This is a genomic window from Bacillus sp. UNC125MFCrub1.1, assembly GCF_000701305.1.
Taxonomy (GTDB): Bacteria; Bacillota; Bacilli; order Bacillales; family Bacillaceae; genus Bacillus; species Bacillus altitudinis.
In genome coordinates this window covers 148,527-162,131 of sequence record NZ_JNIG01000011.1, presented here as the reverse complement: position 1 = coordinate 162,131, position 13,605 = coordinate 148,527, and the positions used below count along the sequence as shown (strand labels likewise).

14 protein-coding genes are annotated in these 13,605 nt (G+C 41.0%); 11 read left to right on the top strand and 3 right to left on the bottom strand.

The window, feature by feature from the left end; translation table 11 throughout:
• Positions 1-20 precede the first annotated feature (20 nt).
• The 5 genes from dnaG to N521_RS08235 all read left to right on the top strand — a co-directional run bounded on the left by dnaG (position 21) and on the right by N521_RS08235 (position 5,787).
• Positions 21-1,850 carry a DNA primase gene (gene dnaG / locus N521_RS08255; protein WP_008342393.1) on the top strand — a complete coding sequence of 610 codons (1,830 nt, stop codon included), beginning with the start codon at positions 21-23 and terminating at the stop codon, positions 1,848-1,850.
• A gap of 203 nt (positions 1,851-2,053) precedes the next feature.
• Positions 2,054-3,175, top strand: coding sequence for an RNA polymerase sigma factor RpoD (gene rpoD / locus N521_RS08250; RefSeq protein WP_008342392.1), 1,122 nt, complete (start codon positions 2,054-2,056; stop codon positions 3,173-3,175).
• Between the two features lie 301 nt (positions 3,176-3,476).
• Positions 3,477-3,836 (top strand): cytochrome c550, encoded by a 360-nt coding sequence (gene cccA / locus N521_RS08245; protein ID WP_008342390.1) that lies wholly within the window; start codon positions 3,477-3,479, stop codon positions 3,834-3,836.
• 120 nt (positions 3,837-3,956) lie between these two features.
• Positions 3,957-4,673 (top strand): tRNA (adenine(22)-N(1))-methyltransferase, encoded by a 717-nt coding sequence (locus N521_RS08240; RefSeq protein ID WP_017358009.1) that lies wholly within the window; start codon positions 3,957-3,959, stop codon positions 4,671-4,673.
• Positions 4,666-5,787, top strand: coding sequence for a Nif3-like dinuclear metal center hexameric protein (locus N521_RS08235; protein WP_017358008.1), 1,122 nt, complete (start codon positions 4,666-4,668; stop codon positions 5,785-5,787). The genes N521_RS08240 and N521_RS08235 overlap by 8 nt, the downstream gene beginning before the upstream one ends.
• 36 nt (positions 5,788-5,823) lie before the next feature.
• On the opposite strand, the gene N521_RS08230 is transcribed toward N521_RS08235, so the two are convergent.
• Together N521_RS08230 and vrrA are read right to left on the bottom strand one after the other, a co-directional pair.
• Positions 5,824-6,768, bottom strand: coding sequence for a 4-hydroxy-3-methylbut-2-enyl diphosphate reductase (locus N521_RS08230; RefSeq protein ID WP_007501283.1), 945 nt, complete (start codon positions 6,766-6,768; stop codon positions 5,824-5,826).
• 156 nt (positions 6,769-6,924) lie between these two features.
• Positions 6,925-7,644, bottom strand: coding sequence for a VrrA/YqfQ family protein (vrrA, locus tag N521_RS08225; RefSeq protein ID WP_035390838.1), 720 nt, complete (start codon positions 7,642-7,644; stop codon positions 6,925-6,927).
• Between the two features lie 155 nt (positions 7,645-7,799).
• Here vrrA and N521_RS08220 point away from each other — a divergent pair, with 155 nt between their 5' ends.
• The gene (locus N521_RS08220) at positions 7,800-9,119 is read left to right on the top strand and encodes a DEAD/DEAH box helicase (RefSeq protein ID WP_035390836.1); all 1,320 of its coding nucleotides are present in this window, start codon (positions 7,800-7,802) and stop codon (positions 9,117-9,119) included.
• A 9-nt stretch (positions 9,120-9,128) separates the two neighbouring features.
• A complete protein-coding gene (locus N521_RS08215) occupies positions 9,129-10,022 on the top strand; it encodes a deoxyribonuclease IV (protein ID WP_017358005.1) in 894 nt (297 codons plus the stop codon).
• 49 nt (positions 10,023-10,071) lie between these two features.
• On the opposite strand, the gene N521_RS08210 is transcribed toward N521_RS08215, so the two are convergent.
• Positions 10,072-10,326: a DUF2624 domain-containing protein gene (locus N521_RS08210; protein WP_008342377.1), complete on the bottom strand. Its 255-nt coding sequence runs from the start codon at positions 10,324-10,326 to the stop codon at positions 10,072-10,074.
• Positions 10,327-10,466: 140 nt separating this feature from the next.
• On the opposite strand from N521_RS08210, the gene N521_RS08205 reads away from it, so the two are divergent.
• The 4 genes from N521_RS08205 to N521_RS08190 all read left to right on the top strand — a co-directional run bounded on the left by N521_RS08205 (position 10,467) and on the right by N521_RS08190 (position 13,527).
• Positions 10,467-11,348, top strand: a complete 882-nt coding sequence (locus N521_RS08205; RefSeq protein WP_008342375.1) for a YitT family protein — start codon at positions 10,467-10,469, stop codon at positions 11,346-11,348.
• 136 nt (positions 11,349-11,484) lie between these two features.
• Positions 11,485-12,261 carry a metal ABC transporter ATP-binding protein gene (locus N521_RS08200; RefSeq protein ID WP_008342368.1) on the top strand — a complete coding sequence of 259 codons (777 nt, stop codon included), beginning with the start codon at positions 11,485-11,487 and terminating at the stop codon, positions 12,259-12,261.
• Positions 12,261-13,121: a metal ABC transporter permease gene (locus tag N521_RS08195; protein ID WP_007501274.1), complete on the top strand. Its 861-nt coding sequence runs from the start codon at positions 12,261-12,263 to the stop codon at positions 13,119-13,121. Before N521_RS08200 ends, N521_RS08195 begins: the two co-directional genes overlap by 1 nt.
• Positions 13,099-13,527, top strand: a complete 429-nt coding sequence (locus tag N521_RS08190; protein ID WP_003217433.1) for a zinc uptake transcriptional repressor Zur — start codon at positions 13,099-13,101, stop codon at positions 13,525-13,527. Before N521_RS08195 ends, N521_RS08190 begins: the two co-directional genes overlap by 23 nt.
• Positions 13,528-13,605: the final 78 nt, after the last annotated feature.

Here is a 13,605-nt window from a genome sequence, read left to right as displayed (position 1 = left end):
TACGACGGAGTGTTATTAGGATGAGCAAACGTATACCAGATGAACTTTTGGAGCAAATCCAAAAAAACGCAGACATTGTCGAAGTGATTGGAGAATACGTACAGCTTAGAAAACAAGGTCGGAATTACTTCGGTCTTTGTCCATTCCATGGTGAAAATACTCCTTCATTCTCTGTTTCAGCAGATAAGCAAATCTTCCATTGTTTTGGCTGTGGTGCAGGAGGCAATGTATTTTCGTTCCTCAGACAAATGGAAGGCTACTCATTTATTGAAGCCGTTTCACATGTTGCTGATAAGTACCATATTGATTTGCCGGATCATGTAGCGAATGCGCAGATCAGTTCCTCACAGCAAGAGGATACAGCAGATCATAAAATGATTGAGGCGCATGAGCTTCTTAAGAAATTTTACCACCATTTGCTGGTAAATACAAAGGAAGGTCAAAACGCACTCGATTATTTAAGGTCCAGGGGCTTTACGGATGAAACAATTGCCAAGTTTGAGATCGGGTATGCTCTCGACTCGTGGGATTTCGTGACCAAGTTTTTAGAAAAACGAGGGTTTGATCCTGCGATGATGGAGAAGGCTGGTCTTTTGATTCAACGAGAAAACGGCACAGGTTTTTTTGACCGCTTTAGAGATCGTGTCATGTTTCCAATTCATGATCATCACGGGACGGTCGTCGCTTTTTCTGGAAGATCACTTGGTGATCAGCAGCCAAAGTATATGAATAGTCCAGAAACGCCACTTTTTCATAAAAGTAAGCTGCTTTATCACTTTCATGACGCGCGTATGCATATTAGAAAACGCGAACGTGCAGTCCTTTTCGAAGGATTTGCTGACGTCATCTCGGCTGTCACAAGTGGTGTTGGCGAAAGTGTTGCAACAATGGGTACGTCTTTAACAGAAGAGCACGTAAAGCTTCTTAGACGGAACGTTGAAGAGATCATTTTATGTTATGACTCTGACACGGCCGGGTATGAAGCGACCATGAAAGCATCAGATTTGCTTGGAAAAAGAGGATGTAAAGTTCGCGTTGCCATGATACCAGATGGACTTGATCCAGATGATTACATTCGTAAATATGGCGGCGAGAAATTTAGGAATGACATCATAGATGCAAGTGTGACATTAATGACATTTAAGATGAACTTTTTCCGAAGAGGAAAGAATTTGTCTGACGAAGGAGACCGCCTGACTTACATGAAGCAGGTTCTCCGAGAAATTAGCCGATTAAACGGTTCCTTGGAACAAGAGATTTACATGAAGCAGCTGGCTGGGGAGTTCTCCATTTCACTTGACTCATTAAAGGAGCAATTGGAGCTTTTTGAAAAGCAGCAGCGACAAGAGGCCAAGAGCTCGCAAGAAGAAAATGGACTTGAAAAGCGGCGTGCACATCTGTCAACACAGGTAAGACGAAAACGTCTAAGGCCGGCATATGAAAACGCAGAGCGAATGCTCCTTGCACATATGTTGAAAAATGATGACGTGATCCGAAAAGTGCTTGATAGGATAGGGTTTGAATTTAATATAGATTCGCACAGAGCGCTGGCAACATACATTTATGCATTGTATGAAGAAGGCAAGGAGCCGACCCCGCAGCATCTGATGAACCGTATAGAAGATGATGTGATCAATCAGCTCCTGACGGATATTTTCATGATTCAAGTTGGAGACGAACTAAGTGAAGCTGAATTAAGTGATTATGTAAAAAAAGTGTTGAATCATCGGAATTTGTCAATGATAAAGGAAAAAGAACTAGAACGTGCAGAGGCGGAGAGGCAAAAAGATTTCTTCAAAGCGGCAACACTTGCAAAAGAAATTATTCAGTTGAACCGTTCGCTGAAGTAATACGTCTACTATTTATGACAAGACTTACGGCTGGCAATGAATCCTTTAATGGGAGGAGCATAAGACCGCAAGCATCTTGCCTTCATCATTATTTATTTTATTCCTATTTGCTCATTCTGTTTGATAGAGAGAGAAAGGCAGAGCAGAAGCAAATCGCAAGTTACTTTAGAATTCGTTGCAAGCTTTGGAAGGAGGGATCCATAATGGCTGATAAACAAGCCCACGAAACTGAAACTGAATTAACCTTTGAACAGGTGAGAGATAAGCTCACTGAAACGGGTAAAAAACGGGGCGTTTTAACATACGAAGAAATTGCAGAGCGTATGTCTAGCTTTGAAATTGAATCAGACCAGATGGATGAATACTATGAATACTTAGGCGAACAGGGTGTAGAACTCATCAGTGAAAACGAAGAGACTGAAGACCCAAATGTTCAGCAGCTGGCTAAGGCAGAAGAGGAATTTGACCTGAATGATTTAAGCGTACCACCAGGTGTCAAAATTAATGATCCTGTTCGTATGTACTTAAAAGAGATCGGGCGCGTCAATTTGCTATCTGCGAAAGAAGAGATTACGTATGCTCAAAAGATTGAAGAAGGCGATGAGGAATCAAAAAGAAGATTAGCGGAAGCGAACCTTCGTCTTGTTGTCAGCATTGCGAAACGTTATGTTGGTCGTGGTATGCTGTTCCTTGACTTGATTCAAGAAGGAAACATGGGGCTCATGAAGGCGGTTGAGAAGTTTGATTACCGCAAAGGATACAAATTCTCAACATATGCGACTTGGTGGATTAGACAGGCGATCACACGTGCGATTGCCGATCAGGCGAGAACAATCCGGATCCCGGTTCATATGGTGGAAACCATTAATAAATTAATCCGTGTTCAAAGACAGCTTCTACAAGATCTAGGTAGAGAACCAACGCCAGAAGAAATTGCGGAAGACATGGATTTAACACCAGAGAAAGTAAGAGAAATTCTTAAAATTGCGCAAGAGCCAGTATCTTTAGAAACACCTATTGGTGAGGAAGATGACTCGCATCTTGGTGATTTTATCGAAGACCAAGAGGCGACTTCTCCATCAGACCATGCTGCCTATGAGCTCTTAAAAGAGCAGCTTGAAGATGTATTAGATACGCTAACGGACCGTGAAGAAAATGTGCTGAGACTGCGTTTCGGACTAGATGACGGAAGAACACGCACATTAGAAGAGGTAGGAAAGGTGTTTGGCGTAACAAGAGAGCGTATTCGCCAAATTGAAGCGAAAGCTCTTCGTAAATTAAGACACCCAAGCAGAAGTAAACGATTAAAAGACTTCTTAGAATAGAAACCGGACGGATCTTGAGAGAGATCCGTTCTTTCTTCATCAAAATGAAAACGCTTTTTTGATCTGATTATATTTTACTGAATAACAAATGAATTTGCAACGTTCTTAGAGAAAAGATGTATAAAAAATACATCTAAATGTGCTGAAGGCTTCTTTTCTCATTTTGAATCATTTTTGTCTAATCTGTGAACTTGACCAAAGTTTTGTATCATAATTCGTTTACTTTTTGTAAAATTAAAGTAGAATTAGAATTGTTTGCATAGTCTCAAAGGGGTTTTTCACAAAGGGGAGGATGAAAGAAATGAAACGGAATCCACTTATACCATTCTTATTGATTGCCATTTTAGGTATTGGACTCACTTTTTTCTTATCAATGAAGGGGCTGAAAGATGAAGACAAAATTGCCTCTGGGGGCAAAGAGCAAAAGCAAGAAGAGACCGCAAATGCAACGCCGGAAGAATTGTATAAGCAGAACTGTATTAGCTGTCATGGGGAAAACTACGAAGGTGGCGCTGGTCCTGCATTAAAAGGTGTTGGCGACAAGCTTGAAGTAGCAGACATCAAGAAGAAAATTCAAGAAGGCGGAAATGGGATGCCGGGCGGGCTAATCCCGAATGAAAAGCTCGATGAAATGTCAGAATGGGTATCCAAAATTAAATAATAAAGTGCAAAAAGCTCTTTTTCATCAGAAGAGCTTTTTTCATTTGAAAACGACTTTTAAAAAGTCCATAATTTATATAAGATAGACAAGTATGAACATTAAAGAAAAGTAGTGATATGGATGAATGAAATGAATTTGTCAAAACGATTAAAAAGAGTCGCAGACTTTTTACCAAAAGAGGCGGTCTTTGCTGATATCGGCTCAGATCATGCCTATTTGCCATGTTATGCGATATTACATCATAAAGCATTGAAAGCCATTGCTGGTGAAATTACTGATGGACCACTTCAATCTGCGAAGCAGCAAGTACATAGGCTTGAATTAGATGAGCAAATTTCAGTCAGAAAAGGAAATGGCCTTGAAGTGATTGAAAAAGGCGAGGTAAATGCTGTCACGATTGCAGGGATGGGCGGAGCACTTATTGCAAGCATTCTAAATGAAGGTAAGCACAAGTTCACAGGGCAGGAGAGGCTTATTCTTCAGCCTAATATTCATGCCCACCATATTCGTTTATGGCTCTATCAAGAGGGGTATGAATTGATGGATGAAGTGATTTTAGAAGAGGATGGCAAAATATACGAAATCATCATTGCCGAAACTGGCGACAAAGATAAAGCCTATGAAGGCATGTCGATTGAAAAAGGCATGCTCGTTGGTCCGTTTCTCGCCAAAGAGCAAAATGATGTCTTCCGGCGCAAATGGATGAATGAGCTTCAGCACATGGAGCATATAGAAGGCCAGATTCAACAAGCAGCGCCGACGGAAGAGAACAAAGAACGTCTCAAAGAGCTGAATGCGAAAATAAAAATGCTAAAGGAGGTTTTGACTGTTGGCTAAAACAGTGAACGGGCATGAAATCATCCAATTATTTGAGCAATTCTCACCAAAGGCATATGCGGTGGAAGGTGATAAAATTGGGCTCCAGATCGGAACGCTGAATAAAAAAGTGACCAATGTCATGATCACCTTAGATGTATTAGAAAATGTGGTAGATGAGGCAATTGAGCGGAAGGTGGATCTCATTATTGCCCACCATCCGCCAATTTTCCGTCCATTAAAACATGTGGCGACAGATCAGCCGGCGGGACGGATCATTGAGAAATGCATCAAACATGATATTGCGGTGTATGTAGCACATACAAACCTGGACGTGGCTGATGGAGGAGTCAATGACTTGCTTGCAGACGCTTTAGAGCTCGGGGAAACAAAAGTGCTAGTTCCAACATACGAAGATCCAATTAAGCAGCTAGCCTTGTATGTCCCAGTGGAATTTGAAGAGGCCATCAGGACGGCTTTAGGAAATGCGGGAGCTGGCCATATTGGCAACTACAGTCATTGCGCTTTTTCAAATGAAGGGACAGGCAGTTTTCTGCCATCAGAAGAAGCTGTGCCATTTATTGGTGAGACGGGTAAATTGGAATTTGTGAAAGAAGTACGAATCGAAACCATTTTCCCAGCAAGTATTGAAAAACAAGTGATTCGTGAAATGATCAAAGCACACCCTTATGAAGAAGTGGCTTACAGTGTACACACGACAGATCTTCCTCCTATTCAAAAAGGCCTTGGCCGTATTGGAGAATTAAAAGAACCTATGACACTTAAAGACTTCACTCAATTTGTGAAAACGAAGTTAGATGTGAATGGAGCGCGTTTTGTAGGAGATCAGGAAGCGGTCGTGAAAAAAGTAGCTGTGCTTGGAGGAGACGGAAATAAATATATCCATCAAGCGAAAAGAATGGGTGCAGATGTGTACGTGACTGGCGACCTTTATTTCCATGTCGCTCACGATGCCATGATGCTCGGACTGAATGTAGTGGACCCAGGTCATTACGCAGAAAAGATCATGAAAGAAGGCGTAAAGACAAAGCTAGAATCGCTATGTACAGATAAAAAATATGATGTGCGATTCTTTGTATCAGAATCAAACACAAATCCGTTTCAATTTGTGTAAATAAAAACGTCAGAGCATAGCAGCTCTGACGTTTTTTTATTTCTTTGTTTTCACGCGAGGTAATATCTTAGAAAGAGGAACCGTCCGTTCAATTTTCCATGTCGATTCATCATCAGGTTCGTAGTTTTCTAAGAAACGAATGACTTCTTTTGTAATAGGTGTTGGTGTGGAAGCACCTGCAGTAACGGCAACTGTTTTTACCCCTTGGAGCCATTCAAGCTTTAACTCACTGAGATCACCAATTCGGTAAGCCTGCGTTCCTGCAATCTCCATTGACACTTGCGCCAGACGATTTGAGTTGTTACTTTTTGGATCGCCGACCACAATGGTCAGATCGGCTTGGCCTGCTTGCTGTGACACAGCTTCCTGACGTACCTGTGTCGCAAGGCAGATTTCTTGATGGTACTCGACGTGAGGATATTTTTCTTTAATGAGCTCCATCAGATCATGAACATCCCACTGAGACATTGTCGTCTGATTGGTGATGAGTAGTTTATCTGACGTTAAATCGAGCGCTTTAATATCAGCTTCTGTTTCGACAAGGTGGACTTTGTCAGGTGCAACACCGACGGCTCCTTCTGGCTCAGGGTGACCCTTTTTCCCGATATAAATAATGTCATATCCATCAGCTGTTTTTTCTGAAATGAGTTCATGTGTTTTCGTGACATCTGGACAGGTCGCATCAATGGCGACAAGGCCTTTTTCTTCTGCAATTTGACGGACTTCAGGAGATACGCCGTGAGCGGTGAAAATCACTGTGCCACTTTCAACCTGTTTTAAAATATCCAGACGGTTTGGTCCGTCCAGTGTGTAAATTCCATCTTCTTCGAAGGCATCTGTGACATGTTTGTTGTGCACAATCATACCTAATATATAAATTGGGCGTGGCAAGTTTTTATCAAGTGCGGCATTTTTAGCAATGACCATTGCATCTACAACGCCATAGCAATAGCCACGCGGCGAAATTTTAATTACATTCATTTATTCGTCCTCCTGTAGGGAAGTGCTGCTAGAGAAGAACAATATAAAAAGCCGTGAAAAACGGCTTTTGATCATTCTCTTCCTTCATTATAGCCAAAGTAAGCGCATATATCAAAGATTGTTATACATGGGAAACACTTCGCCTATAAAAGATCACTAGACATATAGTTTCGGAATTGAACTGCCCGATCTTTTTTTCGGTTTTGCTTCAGGAGCAGCTGATGTGTGTACAGTGGTTTTTTTGACAAGGATGTCCTCTGGTTCTTCTTCTTTTCCTTCTTCTATTTCATCATCAACCGGTGCTGCTTGTTCGTGCGGAACGTCTGTTTCTGCAGTGATTTCTTTTGGTTCTTCGTCTGCATCATTCGTATTTGTTTCATCATCATCCGCACTGCCAAGCTGGCTATAGAGTTTAATCATGGCAGGCAAATTTCTGACTAAAGGACCGTATTGCTGAATCATAGGCGTGAATTGCTGCGCCATTCCGAGTACTTTTTGAACATTTCCTAACATGCTTGAAAGGTTCGCAGGGTTTGCGAAGCTCTGGATTCCTTGTAATCCCGCACCACCTCCAGCTCCAGAGATTCCTGCACCTCCAGCTCCAGGAAGAAATTTTGCCAGCATGCCCTTAATTCCGGCGCCGCCTAGTGCACGGCTTTCGCCTCCAGGAATGCCACCCATCCCGCGTAGACCGCCGCCTTGTACAGACGGAGAGCGAGGCATCATTTGTTGAAATTGGTTGCCTTGCCCTTGAAAAGGCTGTTCGATCGGAGCCTGCTGTCTCCGTTGAAAAATCCCGGGCTGTCCGCCATTTCCAAGGTGCCGGCGTGAGGGGCGATGCGGCTGAAAATCGCCCATAGGCCTTTGCCCTAACATACTTGTACCTCCCTTACTGCATTCTCTTTCTCTTCATAGGTTATGCAAGGAAGTATCATTTGGTTTCCTGTGAGAAAAGCGGACATGGTTTTTTTGCTGAAAATCAGCTATAATGAGGAGATGAGCAAAAAGGCATTGCCTTAAGGAGTGAAAACATGAAAGAAACGAAATTTACGACATATGAATTAAAGTCTTTTATTATAGATGCTATTCATGAACTGGGCTTTTATGAGCCGACTGATATTCAAAAGAGAATCATCCCTGCTGTTTTAAAAGGTGAAAGCGTGATTGGACAGTCTCAAACAGGGACAGGGAAAACCCATGCGTATTTATTGCCGCTTATTCATTCAATTGATCCAAGCAAAGAGCAAGTACAAGTGGTCATTACTGCACCAACACGAGAATTAGCGAATCAAATTTTTAAAGAAGCACAAACGATCTTAAAAAATACGACTCCAGAAGAAGAAATCAAGGCAAAGCTTTACATTGGCGGAACGGACAAGCAGAAATCCATTCAAAAGCTAAAGAATCAGCCGCACTTAGTGGTCGGCACTCCTGGACGTATTGCTGATCTTATTCATGAGCAAGCGCTGAATGTGTACAAAGCAACATCTCTTGTCATTGATGAAGCAGACCTTATGCTGGATATGGGCTTTTTAGAAGATGTGGATCGTATTGGTTCACAAATGCCAGAACAGCTGCAAATGCTCGTGTTCTCAGCAACTATTCCAGAAAAATTAAAACCTTTCCTCAAAAAATATATGGATAATCCGAAATATGCACATGTTGAACCGAAACGCATTACGGCTGAAAACATTCAGCATATTTTAGTTCCATCTAAACAGCGTGATAAATTAAAATTACTTCATGAAATGGTGACGAATGTACAGCCTTATTTAGGGATCATCTTTGCCAACACGAAATCAACTGTTGATGAAATTGCCGCATTCCTACAGGAAAAAGGAATGAACATTGGGGTACTTCATGGTGGTTTAACGCCTCGTGAACGTAAAAAAGTGATGAAACAAATTGAAGATTTGGAGTTCACCTATATTGTGGCATCTGATCTTGCTGCCCGCGGTATTGATATTAAGGGCGTCAGCCACGTGATTAACTATGAGCTCCCATCCGATCTTGATTTTTATGTTCACCGTGTGGGAAGAACGGCTCGCGCTGGTTCATCTGGCATTGCAATGACCATTTATGATCTCGCTGATGAGGATGCACTCGTTCAAATTGAAAAAATGGGTGTTGTGTTTGAAAACAAAACGATTGTTCATGGCGAATGGCGAGATGCAGATGATCGTTTGAAGCGTCAAAGACGTAAAAAAGCACCAAATGAAATTGAAGAAAAAGCAAAACGCCTTGTCAGAAAACCGAAAGCCGTCAAACCTGGATATAAAAAGAAAATGACACGTGAGATGGATAAGATCAAAAGACAAGAACGTAGAAAGTCAAAGCGTAACGGAAAGTAGGGGGACACATTGTTGAAGATTGGATCACATGTATCCATGAGCGGAAAACATATGCTACTTGCAGCGAGTGAGGAAGCTGCCTCTTATGGTTCAAATACTTTTATGATTTATACAGGTGCACCGCAAAATACGCGCCGTAAAAAAATTGAAGATCTCAATATTGAAGCTGGACAAGCGCATATGAAAGAGCATGGTATGACAGATATCGTCGTTCATGCACCGTATATTATCAATATTGGGAACACAGTGAATCCAGCGACATTTGAGCTTGGAGTGGATTTCCTTCGCTCTGAGATAGAGCGTACAGAAGCGCTAGGTGCAAGACAAATTGTTCTTCATCCAGGTGCGCATGTCGGAGCAGGTGCAGATGCTGGAATTCAAAAAATCATTGAAGGTCTCAATGAAGTCATTGTGAAGGGGCAGGAGGTTCAAATTGCGCTGGAAACAATGGCGGGAAAAGGATCAGAGTGCGGAAGAAGCTTTGAAGAGCTTGCTCAAATTATTGACGGTGTGACACATAACGAAGCACTTTCTGTCTGCTTTGATACGTGTCACACGCACGATGCTGGTTATCCCATTGTGAGTGATTTTGATGGAGTATTAGAAGAATTTGATCGAATTGTTGGGATCGACCGAATCAAAGTTCTTCATATTAATGATAGTAAAAATGTACAAGGCGCAAGAAAAGACCGACATGAAAATATCGGTTTCGGAGAAATTGGTTTTGATGCCCTGAGCTATATCGTTCATCATCCACAGCTTCAAGATGTGCCGAAGATTCTAGAAACGCCTTATGTAGGTGAAGATAAAAAGAACAAGAAACCACCTTATAAATTCGAAATTGCGATGCTGAAAGAAAAGCAATTTGATGAAGGTTTACTAGATAAGATTACGGGTCAATAAAAAGTGCATGCAATGTGATGAGGTGCCGCTAAATGCGGCCCTTTTTTGCCTAATTTGTGAACTGATTAAACAGATCGTTGACGGTCTGTGCAGTTTGTTTAGACGTAATCGCTTCTACTTGCTTAAGCAGCCGGTTGCGCTCTGCATCATTAAAAATATTGACGTTTTTCCCATTCATGAGTTTGGCGACCTCAGCAGCCTGATTGGATGTTAAACTGACCCCGTACTGTTTCGCATACCTTAACAAATCATTTGCTGTGATCTGATTCAGACGCTGCAACACAATTTTTTGAATTAAAATCAATTCCATTCCTCCCCTCTGTATCAATGTATGGGCGAAAACGGAAAATGTGCAAAAAATTTTATTTTACTCTGTGAAATGATAAAATAGTAAAGTGAATAAAATGTTCATTGAAAACTAAACATGTGTAGAAGGGAGAACGTATGGCAAATAGTAAACAGCATAGAAAGGAATCAGTGCCTCATTTTATTTTGAGAATTTTTCTGATTCTAGTAGGAGCTGCATGTGCAGCAGTCAGCATTGAATTATTTTTAGTGCCAAACAATATTATTGATGGAGGCATCATCGGTATTTCGCTTATTTTGGATTATCTTTTTACGGATAACCCATTCATTAATTTCGCGACGATTGTTGTCATTTTAAATATTCCATTTATGATATCAGGATACAAACATATTGGGAAAACCTTCTTGATTTCCACTGTGATTGGGATTGTCAGCTTGGCCGTGATTGAATCTTCACTCCATCATGTAGAAGCATTTACGACGCAGCCGATTTTAGCTACTGTATTTGGGGGGCTGTTACTCGGGTTTGGCGTTGGGCTTGTGATACGGAATGGAGGCTCAATGGACGGAACGGAAATCTTAGGAATTCTTCTGACGAAAAAAATTCCTTTCTCCGTCGGTGAGTTTGTCATGATTGTCAATGTGTTCATTTTTATTTGGGCGGGCTTTGTCTTCGGACCGGAGCAAGCTATGTATTCTGTCATGACATATTATTTGGCAATGAAAACAATTGATGCTGTCATTCAAGGACTAGATGAAACAAAAGCTGTCATTATCGTTTCGGATTATTATGATGAAATTTCAGATGCGATCCTTCATCGTCTCGGCAGGGGAACGACCAAGCTTAGAGGAAAAGGCGGTTATACCGATGAAGAAAAAGATGTCATTTACGCCGTCGTGACAAGACTTGAAATTACGAAGCTGAAATCTATTGTGTTTGAAATTGATGGTCAAGCTTTTATTACGATTATGGATACGCATGAAACAAAAGGCGGTAAATTCAAAACAGCCATTCATTAGCTTTTATTTTACTTTTTTATCTTTCTTTTATATAATGAAATGTATGTATGGACAAAGAAAATGGCTTTTGCCATTTTCTTTTTGTTGTATAAATCGTAATCATTCTTTTTATATTGGATTAAAGGTGGAAAGATTTATGGCAAAGCCAATTATTGAAATGAAGGACATTTCGTATTCATATGGACAGCGAAATGTCATCGATCACATTCATTTAACAGTAGAGGAAGGAAACTTTCTAGCACTTGTTGGACCGAATGGATCTGGTAAAACAACCTTATTAAAATGCCTGCTTGGCTTGATTAAACCACAGCAGGGAGAATTGAAGCTCTTTGGCACACCTGCTCAAAAATTTAAAGACTGGGATCAAATTGGATTTGTTTCTCAAAAGGCGAATAGCTTTAATACAGGTTTTCCTGCTTCTGTATACGAGGTCGTGGCAAGTGGTTTAACGGCGAAGATTGGTTTATTCAAACGCATGAGTAAGCAGGATAAGCTTCAAGTAGATGAGGCCATACGTTCAGTTGGCATACAAGACTTAAAACACCAAAACATTGGTGAGCTTTCAGGCGGTCAGCAGCAGCGTACATTTATTGCCCGTGCACTCGTCAGTCAGCCGAAGCTGCTTATTTTAGATGAGCCGACTGTGGGTGTAGACCAAAGAACAGTAGAGGGCTTTTATCAGCTGCTAGAAACATTGAACAAAGAAAAAGGAATGTCTTTAATTCTCGTTACACATGATGTAGGAACCGTTTCTGACAAAGTCACGCATGTGGCTTGTTTAAATCAGACACTTCATTTTCATGGAGATGCGGAAACGTTTGATTCGATGGATGATCAGGCGCTTTCTCAGTTTTACGGGCATGACATTCAAGTGATTCATCACGATCATCACCATCATGGGGGACATGAATAATGCTATTTCCATTTTTTCATTATGAATTTTTACAAAATGCGTTTATCGCAGGTATGCTGATCGGCTTTATTGCGCCCTTACTTGGTGTATTTATTGTCGTGAGAAGGCTCTCTCTCATCGCAGATGCGCTTAGTCACGTATCACTTGCTGGGATAGCGGCAAGTTTATTCCTTGATAAAAAGTTTGGACTTTTGACAGGGGTTAGCCCGCTTTACTTAGGAATGGCTTTTTCTGTGGCTGGCTCGTTGTTTATTGAACGTCTGCGCTCTGTGTATAAACATTATCAGGAGCTGGCGATTCCCATTATTTTATCAGGTGGTATTGGGATCTCTGTTATTTTCATTTCACTTGCAAATGGTTTTAATACAGATTTGTTCAGCTATTTGTTTGGAAGTGTCAGTGCGGTTTCAAGGCTCGATCTTTGGATCATTGTTGGGATCTCACTTGTCGTTGTATTAGTGGTTGTGCTCTTGTATAAAGAATTGTTTTTGCTTTCTTTTGATGAAGAACATGCGAAGGCTTCTGGTATTTCAGCTAAGTGGATTCATTTTATTTTTATTTTAGTCGTTGCACTTGTCATCGCAGCATCGATGCGTATTGTTGGTACACTCCTAGTGTCCGCACTCATGACACTGCCTGTTGCGGCAAGTATTCGGATTGCCAAAGGGTTTAAACAGGCGATTTTCCTTTCCATCTTATTTGGGGAATTGTCTGTCATGGTCGGCTTGATTTTAAGTTATTATCTTGATTTAGCGCCGGGTGGAACCATTGTGATGCTGTCTATCTTGATTTTAATCGGGTGTATTAGTATTGGGAAATTCAGAAGGGGGAATCATCATGAACGTACAAGAAGCGCTTGATTTATTAAAGGAAAAAGGCTATAAATATACAAGCAAACGTGAAGATATGCTTCAATTGTTTTCTGATTCTGATAAATACTTGACCGCTAAAAATGTATTAACAGCATTAAGTGAAGATTACCCAGGGCTTAGTTTTGATACGATTTATCGAAACCTGTCTTTATATGAAGATCTTGGGATATTAGAGACAACGGAATTATCAGGGGAGAAACTGTTCCGTTTTAAATGTTCGTTTTCCCATCATCATCATCACTTTATTTGTTTGACATGCGGTAAAACAAAGGAAATCGACGCTTGCCCTATGGACAAGCTTGATGCTGATCTAGAGGATTATCACATTAGCGGACATAAATTTGAGATTTACGGAACGTGTCCTTCTTGCGAACCGAAGGAAGTTCATTCATGAAAGAAGCCAGCCGATGGGCTGGCTTTTTGTTTTGTCATGTTGAAAACGTTTTACAAAGGATAGCTGTTTCATTAAAAT

What these genes read in the sequence shown, in the direction of transcription:
- dnaG (WP_008342393.1), top strand. Translation starts at nt 21, where the DNA reads ATGAGCAAACGTATACCAGATGAACTTTTGGAGCAAATCCAAAAAAAC.
- rpoD (WP_008342392.1), top strand. Translation starts at nt 2,054, where the DNA reads ATGGCTGATAAACAAGCCCACGAAACTGAAACTGAATTAACCTTTGAA.
- cccA (WP_008342390.1), top strand. Translation starts at nt 3,477, where the DNA reads ATGAAACGGAATCCACTTATACCATTCTTATTGATTGCCATTTTAGGT.
- N521_RS08240 (WP_017358009.1), top strand. Translation starts at nt 3,957, where the DNA reads ATGAATGAAATGAATTTGTCAAAACGATTAAAAAGAGTCGCAGACTTT.
- N521_RS08230 (WP_007501283.1), bottom strand. Translation starts at nt 6,768, where the DNA reads ATGAATGTAATTAAAATTTCGCCGCGTGGCTATTGCTATGGCGTTGTA.
- vrrA (WP_035390838.1), bottom strand. Translation starts at nt 7,644, where the DNA reads ATGTTAGGGCAAAGGCCTATGGGCGATTTTCAGCCGCATCGCCCCTCA.
- N521_RS08220 (WP_035390836.1), top strand. Translation starts at nt 7,800, where the DNA reads ATGAAAGAAACGAAATTTACGACATATGAATTAAAGTCTTTTATTATA.
- N521_RS08205 (WP_008342375.1), top strand. Translation starts at nt 10,467, where the DNA reads ATGGCAAATAGTAAACAGCATAGAAAGGAATCAGTGCCTCATTTTATT.
- N521_RS08200 (WP_008342368.1), top strand. Translation starts at nt 11,485, where the DNA reads ATGGCAAAGCCAATTATTGAAATGAAGGACATTTCGTATTCATATGGA.
- N521_RS08195 (WP_007501274.1), top strand. Translation starts at nt 12,261, where the DNA reads ATGCTATTTCCATTTTTTCATTATGAATTTTTACAAAATGCGTTTATC.
- N521_RS08190 (WP_003217433.1), top strand. Translation starts at nt 13,099, where the DNA reads ATGAACGTACAAGAAGCGCTTGATTTATTAAAGGAAAAAGGCTATAAA.